Genomic DNA, 14373 nt, shown 5'->3' on the forward strand with positions numbered 1-14373 from the left:
GCGAATCTTCTAAATTCTGTTTAGCGAGTATACGCGGGGCGCTACGAGCGCCGAACCGGCACCTGGGTCTCCCCCGTCTGCAACTCGCGGGTCAAGCCTTCTTGCGCCACGAGAGCGACGAGGTTGCCCGAGGCGTCGAAAAGCCGCCCCTGAACAAGCGACCGGCCGGAGGTAGCTGAGGGCGAGGACTGGTGGTAGAGCAACCACTCGTTCACCCGCACGGGCCGGAAGAACCACACGGTGTGGTCGAGGGAAGCGAGCTGCGCCTCATACTCCGGGTGCGCCGCAAGCGCGGAAAACAACAGGGTCATGTCGGACATGTAGACCAGCGCGCAAGCGTGGAACGCGTCTTCATCGGGCAACTCGTATTTGTACCTGAACCAGATTGAACGCCCGCTGACGGTGCTCGCCGCGTCCGGCGTTGGGCCGTCGGCGGCGATGCGAATGTCCCACTCGCGGTAATCCCTCTCCGCTCCAGTCACCCCGCTCGGGATTGTGCTTGGTATCTCCAACGTTTCCGGCGCGGGCAAGTCCGGCATGGGCTCGGCGTGCTCCGGGCCGGCGTCGTTCGCGTGGTGGAAGCTGGCGATCATGGAGTAACACAACGCTTCGTCCTGCCACGCCTCTACCCGTCGTGTGCTGAAGCTGCGGCCGTCTTTGAGCCGCGTCACCGTGTAAGTGGTGTCGTCATCCGCCTTACACGGACGCAGGAAGTAGCTATGCAGCGAGTGCACCCGCTTGTCGTCCTCAATCGTGGCGGTGGCCGCGGCGATCGCCTGGGCGGCGGTGTGGCCGCCGAAGGTGCGCACAAACACGTCGCTGTCCATCGCGGGGCCGCGGAAGGTGTCGTCTCCCATCGGTTCAAGGTCCAGCACGCGGTGCAGCTCATGAGATTCGTGCATGGATGCTCACCCTACCAACGGGCACGCGAGTGCACCCGCCTACTCGGCTTGCAGCGGCAGCTGTTCGAGTACGGCGTAGTCAGGCAGCGCGGCGGTGCCACCCAGGCGCAGCGCGCGCACCGCCGGCACCAGGCGCAGCGCGCGGGTGTCTGTCACCGCGTCGTTGTAGAACCGCAGGGCAAGCATTACTCGGGTGTCGGCGTCCTTCAGCGCCTGGCGCACGCTTTCCGCCACCGCGCCCAAGTCGTGCATCTGGTGCACCAGCGCTTCGTTCAGCAGATGCTCCTGCGCCAGCCGGGAACCCAGATCGAGCGGGGTCAGCCGCACCTCTTCGGTGGCGTGCGCTTGCACGGCTAGCTCGGGCACGGTCGCGGCGATCACCGCGCAGCGCCGGTCGAGCGCAGCCTGCAGCGCGTCGCGGGAGCGGTCGAGGCGGATGTGCAGCCGGTCGAGGCGCTGCGCGGTCGAGACCGCCCACGCGATGACCAGCGTCACCAGGACCGCCACCAGCACCAGCATCAGGGTCGTCGCGCTCACCTGATCAACCCCACTTTCTCGCCGGTGGCAACCGCCTCGTAGACCGCCATGACTTGGTCGGCCACCCGTGACCAGTCGTATTCGCGCGCCCGGGCAGTGCCGGCATCGATGAGGGCATTGCGTTTGCCGGGGTCGTCGATAAGCATTTGCAAGCTGGAGGCGAGTGCATCGCTGTTGCCGACCTCGAAGAGTAAACCCGCCGGCGTTGCGGACTCGGCGTCGCACACCGCGGCGAAGGCTTCGATGTCGCTAGCCACCACCGCGCAGCCCGCAGCCATCGCCTCCACCAACACGATGCCGAAGGACTCCCCGCCTAGATTCGGCGCCACATAGATGTCGGCCCGGCCCAAAATGCGCGCCTTCTCCGCCTCACTCACCTGCCCCACAAAACGCACGCCGGGCGCGCTGCGGGCTCGACCACCACCGACCACAGTCACTCGCGCAGGTCGGGCAAGCTTATCGACGGCTTCGAGCAACACGTCCAGCCCTTTTCGCGGCTCATCCCTGCGCCCGAGGAAAACGATCTCGACTTCGCTCGAGTAGTTCCGCGGACCGCGCGCCGCCGCAAAATGCGCGGTGTCGATGCCGTTCGGGATCACGATCGGGTTGGTGCCCACTTGTTCCACCTGCCAGCGGCGTGCGACCTCTGACACTGCGATGCCCGCCCGGATCTTCTCCAGGTTGCCGCGCAACACCGGCAGCGCCAACTGCAACACCAACGAGGCTGTCGCGGAGGTGTGATAGGTGGCCACGATCGGGCCTTGCGCGATTCGCAGGGCAGCCAGCGAGAAACTCGTCGCGTTCGGTTCGTGAATGTGGAGTACGTCGAAATCGCCGCGGAGGATGAACTCGCGGGCATAGCGCGTGACATGCGGGCCCACCGCAATCCGGGCGATCGAGCCGTTGAACGGCACCGGCAGTGATGCACCGCCGCGGGTGACGTAGTCCGGGAGGTCCATGTTGGCGTCGGCCGGGCCGAGCACGCCCACGTAGTGCCCCCGGGCGGTGAACTCCGCCGCGAGGTCACGGATGTGGGCCTGAACCCCGCCGGGCGCGTCGAAGGAGTAAGGGCACACCACGCCGATACGCACGCGAGAACCCCTTACCGATCCCCTGCTTTGCCTGGGCTAGCGTTGCCTGGGCGGCGTTTGCGTTTCCGGCGATCCGCCGGCCACAGCGGCTGGAGCATGTGCCAGTCCGCGGGGTGAGCGGCGATGTTGGCGGCGAACTGGTCTGCGACTCGCTGGGTCGTCTCCTCCAAGGTGGTCACCTCGGTGGGTGGGTTGGCTTTCAGCCCCCAGCCGGGGCCGCGCGCGTCCTCGGTGAACCACGTGTGCACCACCAGCAGTGCCGCGCCGGTATCCAGCGCGAGTTTCGCGGGGCCAGCGGGGAACGTCGTTTCCTCGCCGAAGAAGGTCACCGGCACGCCGTGGCCGCCCAGATCGCGTTCGCCGAGCAGGCACACGATGCCGTTGGCTTCCAGCACCTCTTTGAGCCGCGCGTACGGGGGTGTCTCACCGCCGCTGTGTGCGAGCACCTCGAACCCGAGGGACTCGCGGTAGTCCACGAAGGCGTCGAAAAGCACCTCCGGTTTGAGCCGCTCAGCGACGGTGGCAAAGCTGGCGTAGTTCTTCACCAGCCACAGGCCGGCGAAGTCCCAGTTGCCGGTGTGCGGCAGGGTGAGGATCACGCCTTTGCCCTTCGCCAAGCCCGCTTCGAGGTGTTCGATGCCCTCGACGCCTTCGGTGAAGCGGGCAAGCGCCGCCTCGTCGTCTGCAATGCGCGGCAGCCGGAATGCCTCGAGCCAGTAGCGCGCGTAGGAGCGCATTGAATCGCGTACGAGTTCACGCGTGACGTTTTCGGCTCCCACCACGCGCGTGAGGTTGCGGCGCAGCATCTCCATGCCGGCCCCGTCACCGGACACGCGATCTGCACCGCGGCGAAACAGGGGTGCGGTGATGGCCGGCGGCAAAGCTCCGATGACCTTCCACCCGGCGATGTAGCCGAACGCGACGAGCGAATCTTTCATGGTCACGCTCCCGGGGGTGGCGCGAGCTGCACGTTCGCCCGCGGGTCGCGCGCCGCGTACGCCAGGCGCTGAATCACGGTGATCACCGAGCCGACCAGCAGCAGCCAGATCGCCACCTCCACAGCATGCGGCACTCCGAAGCCCTGCAGCCCCAGCCCGACAAGGGCGACAATCAAGCGCTCAGGCCGCTCCACCAAACCGCCCACAATCTTGAGCCCGCCAGCCTCACCGCGGGCCTTGATGTAACTGATCGCCTGCGACAGCACCAGCACGATCAGGCACGCCGCGACGTGCACACGTGGGGTCTGATCGACGTACACCATCCAGATCACGATCGCGCCGAACAGCGCCCCGTCGGTCAGCCGGTCGCAGCTCGCGTCCAGCGTTGCCCCGTAGGCGGTACCGCCGCCACTGAGGCGCGCCATCGTCCCGTCCACCATGTCGAAGGCGGAGAAGATCCCAATCAGAATCGCGGCCGCGACAAGCCAGTTCGCCGGGATGAGCACCACCGCGAGCAGGATCGACACCGCCGTGCCGATCAAGGTGGTCACGTTCGGGGTCAGCCCGGCGCGCAGCAGCGCCTTTGCCACCGGCTCCGCGACGCGCTTCGCGGGTTTGCGCCCGTGCACGCTAAGCATCGTCGCCACCCTCCGCGTCGCGGGCTTGGGAGGTGGTCGCTTCGACTTCACGCCAGCCGTCAGCAAGCAATGCCCGAGTTTCCCGCAACAGTTGGGGCAAGACCTTCGTGCCGCCGATCACCGTCATGAAGTTCGAATCCCCTGCCCAGCGCGGCACAACGTGCAGGTGCAAGTGGTCGCTGACCGACCCGCCTGCGGCCTTGCCCAGGTTCAACCCGACGTTGATGGCCTCTGGTTTGGACACGTGCTTCAGCGTGCGCACCGCGTGCTTGGCAAACACGGCCATCTCCGCGGTCTCGGCATCGGTGAGCTGCTCAAGCTCGGCGACCTTGCGGTACGGCACCACCATCAGGTGCCCCGCGTTGTACGGGTACAGGTTCAGCACCGCGTACACCGACTCGCCCCGCGCGATGACCAGGCCGTCCTCATCACTCATCGCAGGAATTGCAAGGAAAGGGTCGGAGCTTTCCCCGCTTGTCGACGGCATGTTGGCAATGTAGTTCGACCGATACGGCGCCCACAGGCGCGCGAGGCGGTCCTCATCGCCGACACCGGTATCGACGTAGTCGGTCTTATGCCCGCCGGGAAGCAATGGAGTCCTCGCTCGGCTGCGCATTGTTCTTCTCCGCCACCCAGTTGGTGATCAGTGCGACCGCCTCGTCCACCGGGACGCCGTTGACCTGGGAGCCGTCGAGGAATCGGAAGCTCACCGCGTTGGCCTCCACATCGCGCTCGCCGGCGAGCAGCATGAACGGCACCTTGGAGGTGGTGTGGGTGCGGATCTTCTTCTGCATGCGGTCGTCGGAGTGGTCGACTTCCGCGCGGATGCCCTGTGCGCGAAGCTGGTTGATCACGCCGTCGAGGTGGTCGGCGAACGCGTCAGCGACCGGGATGCCCACCACCTGGTGCGGGGCGAGCCAGGCCGGGAACGCGCCGGCGTAGTGCTCGAGCAGCACGCCGAAGAAGCGCTCGATGGAGCCGAAGAGCGCGCGGTGGATCATCACCGGGCGCTGCTTCGTGCCGTCCGGGGAGGTGTACTGCAGGTCGAAGCGCTCCGGCAGGTTGAAGTCGAGCTGCACGGTGGACATCTGCCAGGTACGGCCGATCGCATCGCGCGCCTGCACGGAGATCTTCGGGCCGTAGAACGCGGCGCCTGCAGGGTCCGGCACCAGCTCAAGGCCGGACTTGGTGGCCACGGATTCCAGGATGTTGGTGGAACGCTCCCAGATGTCATCGTCGCCGATGTACTTCTCCGGATCCTTGGTGGACAGCTCGAGGTAGAAGTCGTCGAGGCCGTAGTCCTTGAGCAGCGAGATGATGAACTCGAGCACGCTGGTCAGCTCTTCTTCGAGCTGGTCTTCGGTGCAGTAGATGTGCGCGTCATCTTGGGTGAAGCCGCGGGCGCGGGTCAGGCCGTGCACCACGCCCGACTTTTCGTAGCGGTAGACGGTACCGAACTCGAACAGGCGCAGCGGCAGCTCGCGGTAGGAACGCCCGCGCGAATCGAAGATGAGGTTGTGCATCGGGCAGTTCATCGGCTTGACGTAGTAGTCCACCGCCTGTTTAGTCACGTTGCCCTTGTCGTCCACTTCGCCGTCAAGCTTCATCGGCGGGAACATGCCGTCGGCGTACCAGTCGAGGTGGCCGGACTTTTGGAACAGCTCGCCCTTGGTCACGTGCGGAGTGTTCACAAACGAGTAGCCGGCTGCCACGTGGCGCTCGCGCGAGTGCTGCTCCATGACCATGCGCACGATGCCGCCGTCCGGGTGGAAGACGGGCAGGCCAGAGCCGACCTCCTCCGGGAACGAGAACAAATCCATCTCGTTGCCCAGGCGGCGGTGGTCACGCTTCTCCGCTTCCTCGAGCATGGTGAGATACTCGTCGAGCTTCTCCTTCGACTCCCACGCGGTGCCGTAGACGCGCTGTAGGCCGGCGTTGGACTGGTCACCGCGCCAGTACGCCGCGGACGAGCGGGTCAAGGAGAACGCCGGGATGTACTTGGTCGTGGGCACGTGCGGGCCGCGGCACAGATCGCTCCACTCCACCTCGTCGGTGCGCGGGTTCAGGTTGTCGTAGTGGGTGAGCTCGCCGGCGCCAACCTCGGTCGCCTCGTCTGAGTTCGGATCGACGTTGCCCTTGTCGTTGATCAGCTCGAGCTTGTACGGCTCGTCCTTGAGGTCCTCGGCCGCTTCCTCCACCGAGGCGTAGACACCGCGCGCGAACTTCTGACCCTGTTTGATGATTTTCTTCATCCGCTTTTCCAGCGTCTTCAGATCCTCTGGGGTGAACGGTTCGGCGACATCGAAGTCGTAGTAAAAGCCGTCGTTAATCGCCGGGCCGATGCCGAGCTTTGTGCCCGGGAACTCGGCCTGCACCGCCTGGGCGAGCACGTGCGCGCAGGAGTGGCGGATGACGGAGCGCCCCAGTTCCGTGTTCGCAGCAATCGGCATGAACGTAGCGGTCTGATCCGGCACATGGGAAAGGTCCTTGAGGTTGCCCTCTTCGTCCTGGACCACCACGATTGCCTGCTCGCCCTTGTTGGGCAAGTCCAGCTCCCGCATCGCCGCGCCCACCGGGGTACCGGCGGGAACCTCGAACGGCTCAAAGGTGAGGATTTGGGGTGCTTCGGTCTCTGCCATGGTCAGCTGCGCTCCTTTGCGCGTCATGGACACGCGTCATACCTGGACGCGGCCCGGGGTCAATGCGTTTGCAAAGTCTACCCCGGTACGTAGGCCCAGACCGACTCAGCGTGAGCCGGAGAGCACCGCTTCGCCCCAGAACGTATCACCGCTGCCGTCAGTGCTCGTGCCCGGCGGCAGCCAGTACACCGCGGAGCCGATGTGGGTGATCCACTCGTTCAACCGGTCCGCTTCATCCAGCCGCTTGAGCACCGGGGTGAGCTGCACGTCCGGGTCCTTTTGGTACGCGAAGAAGATCTGGCCGGCGTTGGAAAGCTCCCCCGAACCCGGCTCAGGCGGCAGGTTGTAGTTGTACGGCCGACGCTTGAACCGCTGCTCAGGGTGGTCGGCCGGAGGCATCGCCCGGGCCATGTGCGAGTTGCGGTCGATCACGGGCAAGCCGTAGTCGTCGATCGCCTCCATGTCAGGCTCTGAGAATTCCTCGCCGCCGCTCAACGGCGCGCCGTCGTCAAGCGTTCGCCCCACTGCTTCCTCCCTTGAGGCTCGATCGAGCATCTCCCACTCATCGAGATGCATCGCAATGCGCCGCACCACCAGCGAGGTCGAACCGGCGAAGCCCTCCGGCCCCTCGATCCACACCTGCTCGGCGTACTCGTCCTCCTCGTACGGGTTGACGGTTCCGTCCACCTGGCCGAAGAGGTTGCGCGGGGTCTGCCCCTGCGGGATGGCGCCGTAGGCGTTCATGAACCCCTGCTGCACCCAGGCGGTGGACACGTAGTCGGTGCCCGCGCGCGTCATGTGCCGCATCGCCCACGCGCACATGATCGGATCGTCGGCGCAGATCTGCAGTGCTAGATCGGTCTGGCCCCACTCTTCGCGCAGTTCGTCGCGATTCATCGCGGGGATGTCGTGCAGCCACTCCGGCTTCTTCCCCGGCGCGGCGATGTCAAAGATGCGCGGGCCGAAGCCGACAGTGATGGTGAGGTTCGCGGGCCACTCGTTCATCTCCGGCTCGAGGCTGCCGAGCGGGGTCTCCCCGGCCGTCAGTGCGCGGGCGTCCTCGGTCCACAATCGCATCAGGCGGGTGATGCCGTCCGCATCCACCCCATCTCTGAGGTTGAAGCCGATCAAGTTCAGGCTGGCCTGGGTCTCCGTGGCAATTCCCGCCTGGTGCGCTCCGTCGAACGACACAACCGAGCTCTTGAGCGGCTCGTTGTCGGGTTCAGAGTTGCTCGGCACGCCCGCCGGAGCGTCCGGGTCCCTCGAGCAAGAGGCAAGCATGCCTGTCGACGCCACCATCGCCGACGTCCCCGCCAGAAACCCCCGCCTAGAAACCTGCACTACCTATTTACTCTTTCTCCCCCAAGTCGCCCTCGAGGTCTTCGGTCTTCTTACGGCGGGCCAGCGCCGCGAAAGCCGCACCGGCAACCGCAACCACACCGAGCACCGCGAGAATGAGGTTCATGTTGGACTGCGTTTCATCGTCGAGGTTCTCCGGCTGCACAATGCTCTCCCCGCTCTCCCCCGCAGTCTCGGAATCAACCGGCGAAACCTCGCTGCCGGCCGGAGCGTAGGTGAAGTTGGTCATGCCCTTTGTGGCGTGCCCGTCGGAGGAAACGATCTGGAAACCGATGCGGTAATCCCCCGGCTTAGTGTCCAGCCCGCTCGGAACATCGAGCGACACCCACTGGCCGTCGAGTTCCGGCTCACCGGAGTAAAGCACTTCCGGCTGGCCGTCGGAGACTCGGGACAAGGCGAAAGTGTTGAAACCGTCTTGCGGCACGCCCGAGAACTCTAGCGACAACGTCGACGGGAACTCCTCGAGTACTTCACCGTTAGCAGGTGAACCACCGATGACCGCATCGTGGGCGAGCGCGTTAGGAGCGGCGATTAGCGCAACGGACGCGGCGGCGACGATGACTCCGCTCGTACGAATCCGATCTAGCCTTCTCACTACTCGCTCCCCTCAGCGGCTCTTGCGGTATCACCATCCACTGTAGCGGCCATGGGCGCAGCAACCCCAGTGGGTATTACGCTGGGCCGTTAGTGGCCGGAATGCCCCGTTTGCTCTGCGTGGTCTGCGTTCTCACCCGTACCGTGCTGGTGCCCCTGCAGGTCGCCGTCTTCGCCGTACTCTTCGTGGCCGGCGCCCATAGTGCGCACCGCGACATCCGGGATGACCACCTCGGAACCGTCTGCAAGCTGCAGGGTCAGCTCAACGGTGTCGCCGGCCGCGATCTCCGGTGCGTAATCCATGATCATCAGGTGGTCGCCGCCTGGTTTGAACTCGTGGGAGCCGCCGGCCGGAATCGTCACGCCGCCTTCCTTCTGTCGCATTGTGCCGTCCACAACCTCGTGAATCTCGTAGGCCGAATCTCCCAAGGAGGTGGTGAAACCAACCAGCTCCACGTCCTCACCGGAGCCGTTGTGCACGGTGCCAAAGATTGCCGTCATGTCAGAGCCGTCCGGGGTGTCGGCTGCAGCCTTCGCTCGGATCGTCGCGTCCTGAAGGTGAAGCTGATCGTCGCCATGGTCTTCCCCATGCGCCGCAGCGCTCGATTCCGTCGCGGCGGCCGAGGCCGCTTCCGCCGTAGTTGCCTCGCTCGCGCTGCCGGAGGTGTCGTCATTGCCGCATCCTGCCAAGGAGACAGTGAAGGCTACCGTTGCAGCGCCTGCAACGAAGCGTCGATAAGCGGTGCGTCGCATAGATTCGTCCTTTCCTTCTGCGCCCGCAATAAGCTCGGGCGCACATATATAAGTAGTCGTGCCACGGCGTCAGATAGTTCCCGGGTCAAAGCAAGCGTCCACATACGACAAGAACCCCAAGCTTTAAAACCTGGGGTTCTGCGTTGCAATTGTGGTCCTAGCTGGGATCGAACCAGCGACCTTTCCGGTGTGAACGGAACGCTCTTCCACTGAGCCATAGGACCGAACGGGAAATACTTTACACAGGCCTATCGTTTCCACCGAATCGCCAGCTCACCTCGTTAGACGCTGGCGAATCACATCGATGTCATCCAGCCGCCAGCCCCACCCACCGTTTGCGCCACCAGACGCACCCCCTCCTAACTGGCGATTTGGCACTCCGGCCACGAAACGGATAATGTTCTTTCTCGCATAACAGCAAGCAGTGCTCGCGATCAGGTGCACAGTTTGCAGCATGCGGATGTAGCGCAGTTGGTAGCGCATCACCTTGCCAAGGTGAGGGTCGCGAGTTCGAGTCTCGTCATCCGCTCCAAGCCCCCTAGCGGGGCTTTGCCCGCGCGATTAGCTCAGCGGGAGAGCGCTTCCCTGACACGGAAGAGGTCACTGGTTCAATCCCAGTATCGCGCACGGAGTCCCCAGAGGCCTCCGGTTGCAAGCTTCAAAGCCTGCAACCTGCGGATGTAGCGCAGTTGGTAGCGCATCACCTTGCCAAGGTGAGGGTCGCGAGTTCGAGTCTCGTCATCCGCTCAAGTACTTTCCACGTACTTCGGGGCAATCCCGCCCCAACCACGGTGGATTGGTCGAGTGGTTAGGCAACGGTCTGCAAAACCGTGTACACGGGTTCGATTCCCGTATCCACCTCCACTTCTTAACCAACCCACCCTTCGCGCGTTTAGCTCAGCGGGAGAGCGCTTCCCTGACACGGAAGAGGTCACTGGTTCAATCCCAGTATCGCGCACGCGGATGTAGCGCAGTTGGTAGCGCATCACCTTGCCAAGGTGAGGGTCGCGAGTTCGAGTCTCGTCATCCGCTCCACGTATCGTCATCGGCATGCTGCATGCCACCGACATCCCCTCCCTCATCGGCCCCACGCTCGCCCAAGGTGAGCGCGAAGTCCGCGCCGTAGCCATCAATGCGCTCTTCGGCGCCTTCGGCCGCAGCGGAACATCCGGCCCGCTCGGCAACGACACCGACGCATCCCTCATCGCGGGCCTGCGCGACTGGGCGGATGTCATCCTCGTCGGCGCGGGCACCGTCACCGCCGAGGATTACGGCCCCGCCGACACACCCATGGCTGTCCTCAGCACCTCACTCAAGCTCGACACAGGGCTCGGCATATTCAACAGTCCCCGTTTGCTCATTCTCACCCCGAAGCATTCGCTTATCGACGCCTCGTTTGAACCGCATCGATCAACCCCCACCGCCAAAGGCGCCGAACTGATCAGCACCGGCAGCGGCTCCATCACTGAGGCTGTCGAAGCGCTGCACGACCTCGGTTTCAACCGCATCCTGTGCGAAGGCGGCCCAAGCGTCTACGCCGCCGCAATCTCAGCCGACCTCATCGACGTACTGCACCTGACCGTGGATCCTTCCACGAGCGCAAGCGACGACACCCACGGCCTCGACACCACGGGAGACGACATCCGTCGGTTCCAGCTCGAACACGTTGGTGTGGACGACGATTCCATGATGTTCTGCCGCTACCGGCGGGTGCCGGCCCAAGACCGCCCTTAGCCCCGGTACGGTAATTCGCGTGACTTCCACGCGCTGGCAGCGCCTCGACGCTGCATGGACCTCCCCCGCCGCCCCGGGCGGCCAGCGCGCCACCCGCGCCGGCAATGCGATCGCCTGGCCGCTCGCGGTGCTGCTCATCCTGCACCGGCTCCTGGTGCTCGCGCGCACCGGCTCGATCACCGACGACTTCACCACCGTGTGGTCCGCCACCCGGCGCTTCATTGAACGCGTGCCGGTGTACAACGAGGTCTACCACCACGTCAACCCGCACTACCTCTACAACCCCGGGGCCACACTGCTGCTCAGCCCCCTCGGGCTGATTCCGAGCGTTGATGCAGCGCGGCCCTGGTTCATACTGCTGAATGCACTGGCGATCATTGCCGCGATCGCGTGGCTGGCCAGGCTGTCCGGTTATTCGCTTTCCCACCCACTCTTCCCTGCCGCGCTCGCGCTCGCCTTCGCTACCGAGGCCGTCACCAACACCCTGGTGTTCTCCAACATCAACGGCATGTTGCTTCTGACACTCGTGGCGTTTCTCGCATGCATGCGATCGCGTCGCGAGCTGGTGGCTGGGGTGGTGATCGGGCTCGCAATCGTCGTCAAGCCAATGTTCCTGCCTTTGCTGGTGCTTCCCTTGATGAAGCTGCGGTGGGTGACCCTGGCTGCGGGAGTGGCGGTGCCGGTGCTGCTGAACGTGGCTGCGTGGCCGCTAACTCCGGGCGCGAGTGACTACCTGGACAAGCTGGTGCCGTATTTGGGAATCACGCGCGACTATGCGAACTCCTCGCTCGCCGGTTTCGCGGTGTACTTCGGCATGCCCGGGTGGCTGCACGCGGTATTGTTCGTGCTTTTCGCGGTCGCTGTCGCAGTGGCGGTGCTCGGGCTGGCGCGCTGGCGCCATTCCGACGAGTGGCTCTGGCTCACAGCGACGACTGGGGTGTTGATTGCTGGAGTGTGCCTGCTTTCATCCCTTGGCCAGGCGTATTACTCCATGATGCTGTTTCCGGCATTGTTCACCGTCGTGCACCGGGTCTCGCCGATGCACACGTGGACGGCATGGCTCGGTGCCGCGCTGTGCTTAAGCCCGCTTGACTGGACCAGCCCCCACTGGCCTGCACTCGGCGGCTGGCTGAACACGTTCCTCCCCACCGCCGGGTGGGCGGTGTTCATCGTCGCGGTGGCGGCATGGGTAGTCTCGGTGCAAACCAGTACCCAGATGAAAGGCGTACGCAATGAACCAGCCGAACAACCCCGACTTCGCAAACTGGACCGAGGAGCAGTGGCGGGAGAAACTCAGCCCTGAGGAGTTCTACGTGCTGCGCCAGGCAGGCACTGAACCTCCGGGGGTCGGCGAGTACACCGACACCACCACCGAGGGCACCTACCGCTGCCGCGCTTGCGGGGAGGAATTGTTCCGCTCGACTGAGAAGTTCGATTCGCACTGCGGGTGGCCGTCGTTCTTCTCCCCGGCGGACAGTGACAAGATCATCGAGCGCGAAGATCGCTCGCTCGGCATGGTGCGCACCGAGGTGCTTTGCGCGAACTGCGGCTCTCATCTCGGCCACGTGTTTGCCGGCGAGGGCTACGCAACGCCAACGGATCTGCGCTACTGCATCAACTCCATCTCGATGACGCTTGATCAGCGCGAGGTTTAAGGCAGGATCTCGATCACCTCGCTGATGTCCGCGACGCGGCGGCCGGTCTGGAACGGGATCTCCTCGCGCACATGCAGGCGCGCCTCGGTGTAGCGCATCTTGTGCATGAGTTCCTCGATGCGGGTGAGCGTCGGCGCTTCGAAGGCGAGCATCCACTCGTAATCGCCGAGCGTGAACGCCTCAACGGTGTTGGCGCGCACGTCTGCGAAATCGCGGGCAGCCATCCCGTGCTCGGCGAGAATACGGCGGCGTTCAGTGGGTTCGAGTAGGTACCAGTCGTAGGAACGAACGAACGGGTAGACCGTGATCCAGTCTTGTGGGTCCTCCCCCATGATGAAGCTGGGCAGGTGGGACTTGTTGAACTCGGCCGGGCGGTGCAAGCCGTTACCGATCCAGCTCACCTCGACGAGTTGGCCCAAGGCGGTGGTTCGGCGGAAATCTGCGAACGCCTTCTGCAGCTGCTCGAACTCCTCCGCGTGCCACCAGATCATGAAATCGGCGTCCGCGCGGATGCCCGTGTTGTCGTAAATGCCGCGGACGGTGACCACGCCTTCGTCGTCAAGCTTTGTGAAGAATGCGCGAGCTTCATTGATGATCTCTGTCCGCTCCGAGCCCAGTGCGCCGGGGATTGCGCGAAAGACCGCGAACTGGAGGTAGCGCTGTACGGAGTTCAGAGCCTCATAATCGAGCTTGGCCATGGAACCGAGAGTCCTTTCTGCCCGCGAAGGCACATCAATCAAAAGTCTGATACGAGTCTACCCCCGGCCGCCGGTGGATCCTCCGCCACGGTGGCTGGACGGCGCGCCTCCCACCAAACTGACAGCCGTCTCGATACCTTTGGGTGCTGTGAAGCATTCGGACACCTCTCCCGCCCCGACCGTCAGCGCCGTCGGCGGTGCCGGCAACGGTGGAAACGGCAGCGACGCTGCGGCAACGCAGGCTGCGACACCCGCCGAATTCTCGGCAGCAGTGGAATCCATGCACGCTGCCAAGCTGCGCCCAGAGATCACCCTGGGCACCATCCGCCCGCCCCAGCGTCCGGCACCGTACAGCCACGCTATTGGCTTGGAAGTTGACCTTGGCGAAGAAGCCCACGGACACGTCCCCATCGACTCCGAAGGAGATGCATTCGGGCGTCTGATTCTGCTACATTCCCCCGATGCCGAAGAGGCGTGGGAGGGCTCCATGCGCCTGGTGGCCTACATCCAGGCGGACATGGATGACGCGGTGGCTTCCGACCCCCTCCTGCCCGACGTAGCTTGGCAGTGGCTCAACGAATCGCTGGCGGAGACCGGTGCCGGGTTTACCAACCTGGGCGGTACCGTCACCTCTACCGCATCTGTTCGATTCGGAGAGATCGGCGGGCCGCCGCGCGCGTACCAGTTGGAGATGCGTGCCTCTTGGACCGCTGAGGGGCTGGATTTGTCCTCCCACGTCGAGGCATTTGCTGCGGTGCTCGCGCTTGTTGCCGGGCTCCCACCGGAAGGCGTCACTGAGTTGGGCAGGCAGTAGCCGGGCCACCCTGTACACTTT

At 64.6% G+C, this 14373-nt stretch carries 15 protein-coding genes and 7 tRNA genes; 10 read left to right on the forward strand and 12 right to left on the reverse strand.

Annotated elements, in window-relative coordinates:
- Positions 1-41: 41 nt before the first annotated feature.
- The 11 genes from CGLAU_RS07005 to CGLAU_RS07055 all read right to left on the reverse strand — a co-directional run bounded on the left by CGLAU_RS07005 (position 42) and on the right by CGLAU_RS07055 (position 9675).
- On the reverse strand, positions 42-902 hold the full coding sequence (locus CGLAU_RS07005) for an acyl-CoA thioesterase (protein WP_095660073.1): 861 nt from the start codon (positions 900-902) through the stop codon (positions 42-44).
- A 39-nt stretch (positions 903-941) separates the two neighbouring features.
- On the reverse strand, positions 942-1421 hold the full coding sequence (locus tag CGLAU_RS07010) for a hypothetical protein (RefSeq protein WP_095661100.1): 480 nt from the start codon (positions 1419-1421) through the stop codon (positions 942-944).
- Positions 1422-1435: 14 nt separating this feature from the next.
- Positions 1436-2530: a glycosyltransferase family 4 protein gene (locus CGLAU_RS07015; RefSeq protein ID WP_095660074.1), complete on the reverse strand. Its 1095-nt coding sequence runs from the start codon at positions 2528-2530 to the stop codon at positions 1436-1438.
- 11 nt (positions 2531-2541) lie between these two features.
- A complete protein-coding gene (locus tag CGLAU_RS07020; protein WP_198304856.1) occupies positions 2542-3468 on the reverse strand; it encodes a phosphatidylinositol mannoside acyltransferase in 927 nt (308 codons plus the stop codon).
- A gap of 2 nt (positions 3469-3470) precedes the next feature.
- Positions 3471-4106, reverse strand: coding sequence for a phosphatidylinositol phosphate synthase (gene pgsA, locus CGLAU_RS07025; RefSeq protein WP_095660076.1), 636 nt, complete (start codon positions 4104-4106; stop codon positions 3471-3473).
- A complete protein-coding gene (locus tag CGLAU_RS07030) occupies positions 4099-4722 on the reverse strand; it encodes an ATP adenylyltransferase (RefSeq protein WP_095660077.1) in 624 nt (207 codons plus the stop codon). The genes pgsA and CGLAU_RS07030 overlap by 8 nt, the downstream gene beginning before the upstream one ends.
- Positions 4679-6745 (reverse strand): threonine--tRNA ligase, encoded by a 2067-nt coding sequence (gene thrS / locus CGLAU_RS07035; RefSeq protein ID WP_095661101.1) that lies wholly within the window; start codon positions 6743-6745, stop codon positions 4679-4681. Before thrS ends, CGLAU_RS07030 begins: the two co-directional genes overlap by 44 nt.
- A 105-nt stretch (positions 6746-6850) precedes the next feature.
- Positions 6851-8044, reverse strand: coding sequence for a Dyp-type peroxidase (locus CGLAU_RS07040; RefSeq protein WP_095660078.1), 1194 nt, complete (start codon positions 8042-8044; stop codon positions 6851-6853).
- A 49-nt stretch (positions 8045-8093) separates the two neighbouring features.
- A complete protein-coding gene (locus CGLAU_RS07045; RefSeq protein WP_095660079.1) occupies positions 8094-8699 on the reverse strand; it encodes a copper resistance CopC family protein in 606 nt (201 codons plus the stop codon).
- 89 nt (positions 8700-8788) lie between these two features.
- Positions 8789-9451: a copper chaperone PCu(A)C gene (locus CGLAU_RS07050; RefSeq protein ID WP_095660080.1), complete on the reverse strand. Its 663-nt coding sequence runs from the start codon at positions 9449-9451 to the stop codon at positions 8789-8791.
- A gap of 152 nt (positions 9452-9603) precedes the next feature.
- Positions 9604-9675: transfer RNA gene (locus tag CGLAU_RS07055), tRNA-Val, on the reverse strand.
- A gap of 232 nt (positions 9676-9907) precedes the next feature.
- On the opposite strand from CGLAU_RS07055, the gene CGLAU_RS07060 reads away from it, so the two are divergent.
- From CGLAU_RS07060 to msrB, 9 genes are all read left to right on the forward strand, one after another.
- A tRNA-Gly gene (locus CGLAU_RS07060) sits at positions 9908-9983 on the forward strand.
- 23 nt (positions 9984-10006) lie between these two features.
- Positions 10007-10078, forward strand: a tRNA-Val gene (locus CGLAU_RS07065).
- Positions 10079-10125: 47 nt separating this feature from the next.
- Positions 10126-10198: transfer RNA gene (locus CGLAU_RS07070), tRNA-Gly, on the forward strand.
- Between the two features lie 43 nt (positions 10199-10241).
- A tRNA-Cys gene (locus CGLAU_RS07075) sits at positions 10242-10315 on the forward strand.
- A gap of 22 nt (positions 10316-10337) precedes the next feature.
- Positions 10338-10409 (forward strand) — tRNA-Val (locus CGLAU_RS07080).
- A gap of 1 nt (position 10410) precedes the next feature.
- Positions 10411-10486 (forward strand) — tRNA-Gly (locus CGLAU_RS07085).
- A gap of 15 nt (positions 10487-10501) precedes the next feature.
- Complete coding sequence (locus CGLAU_RS07090) at positions 10502-11185, forward strand: dihydrofolate reductase family protein (protein WP_095660081.1); 684 nt, start codon at positions 10502-10504, stop codon at positions 11183-11185.
- Between the two features lie 19 nt (positions 11186-11204).
- A complete protein-coding gene (locus tag CGLAU_RS07095; RefSeq protein WP_232507069.1) occupies positions 11205-12488 on the forward strand; it encodes a glycosyltransferase family 87 protein in 1284 nt (427 codons plus the stop codon).
- On the forward strand, positions 12418-12840 hold the full coding sequence (gene msrB, locus CGLAU_RS07100; RefSeq protein ID WP_095660082.1) for a peptide-methionine (R)-S-oxide reductase MsrB: 423 nt from the start codon (positions 12418-12420) through the stop codon (positions 12838-12840). The genes CGLAU_RS07095 and msrB overlap by 71 nt, the downstream gene beginning before the upstream one ends.
- On the opposite strand, the gene hemQ is transcribed toward msrB, so the two are convergent.
- Positions 12837-13538 carry a hydrogen peroxide-dependent heme synthase gene (gene hemQ, locus CGLAU_RS07105; protein ID WP_095660083.1) on the reverse strand — a complete coding sequence of 234 codons (702 nt, stop codon included), beginning with the start codon at positions 13536-13538 and terminating at the stop codon, positions 12837-12839. The genes msrB and hemQ overlap by 4 nt on opposite strands.
- Before the next feature lie 148 nt (positions 13539-13686).
- On the opposite strand from hemQ, the gene CGLAU_RS07110 reads away from it, so the two are divergent.
- Entirely contained in the window at positions 13687-14352 is a 666-nt protein-coding gene (locus CGLAU_RS07110; protein WP_095660084.1) for a DUF3000 domain-containing protein, read from the forward strand.
- Positions 14353-14373: the final 21 nt, after the last annotated feature.

Source organism: Corynebacterium glaucum, assembly GCF_002287505.1.
GTDB lineage: Bacteria > Actinomycetota > Actinomycetes > Mycobacteriales > Mycobacteriaceae > Corynebacterium > Corynebacterium glaucum.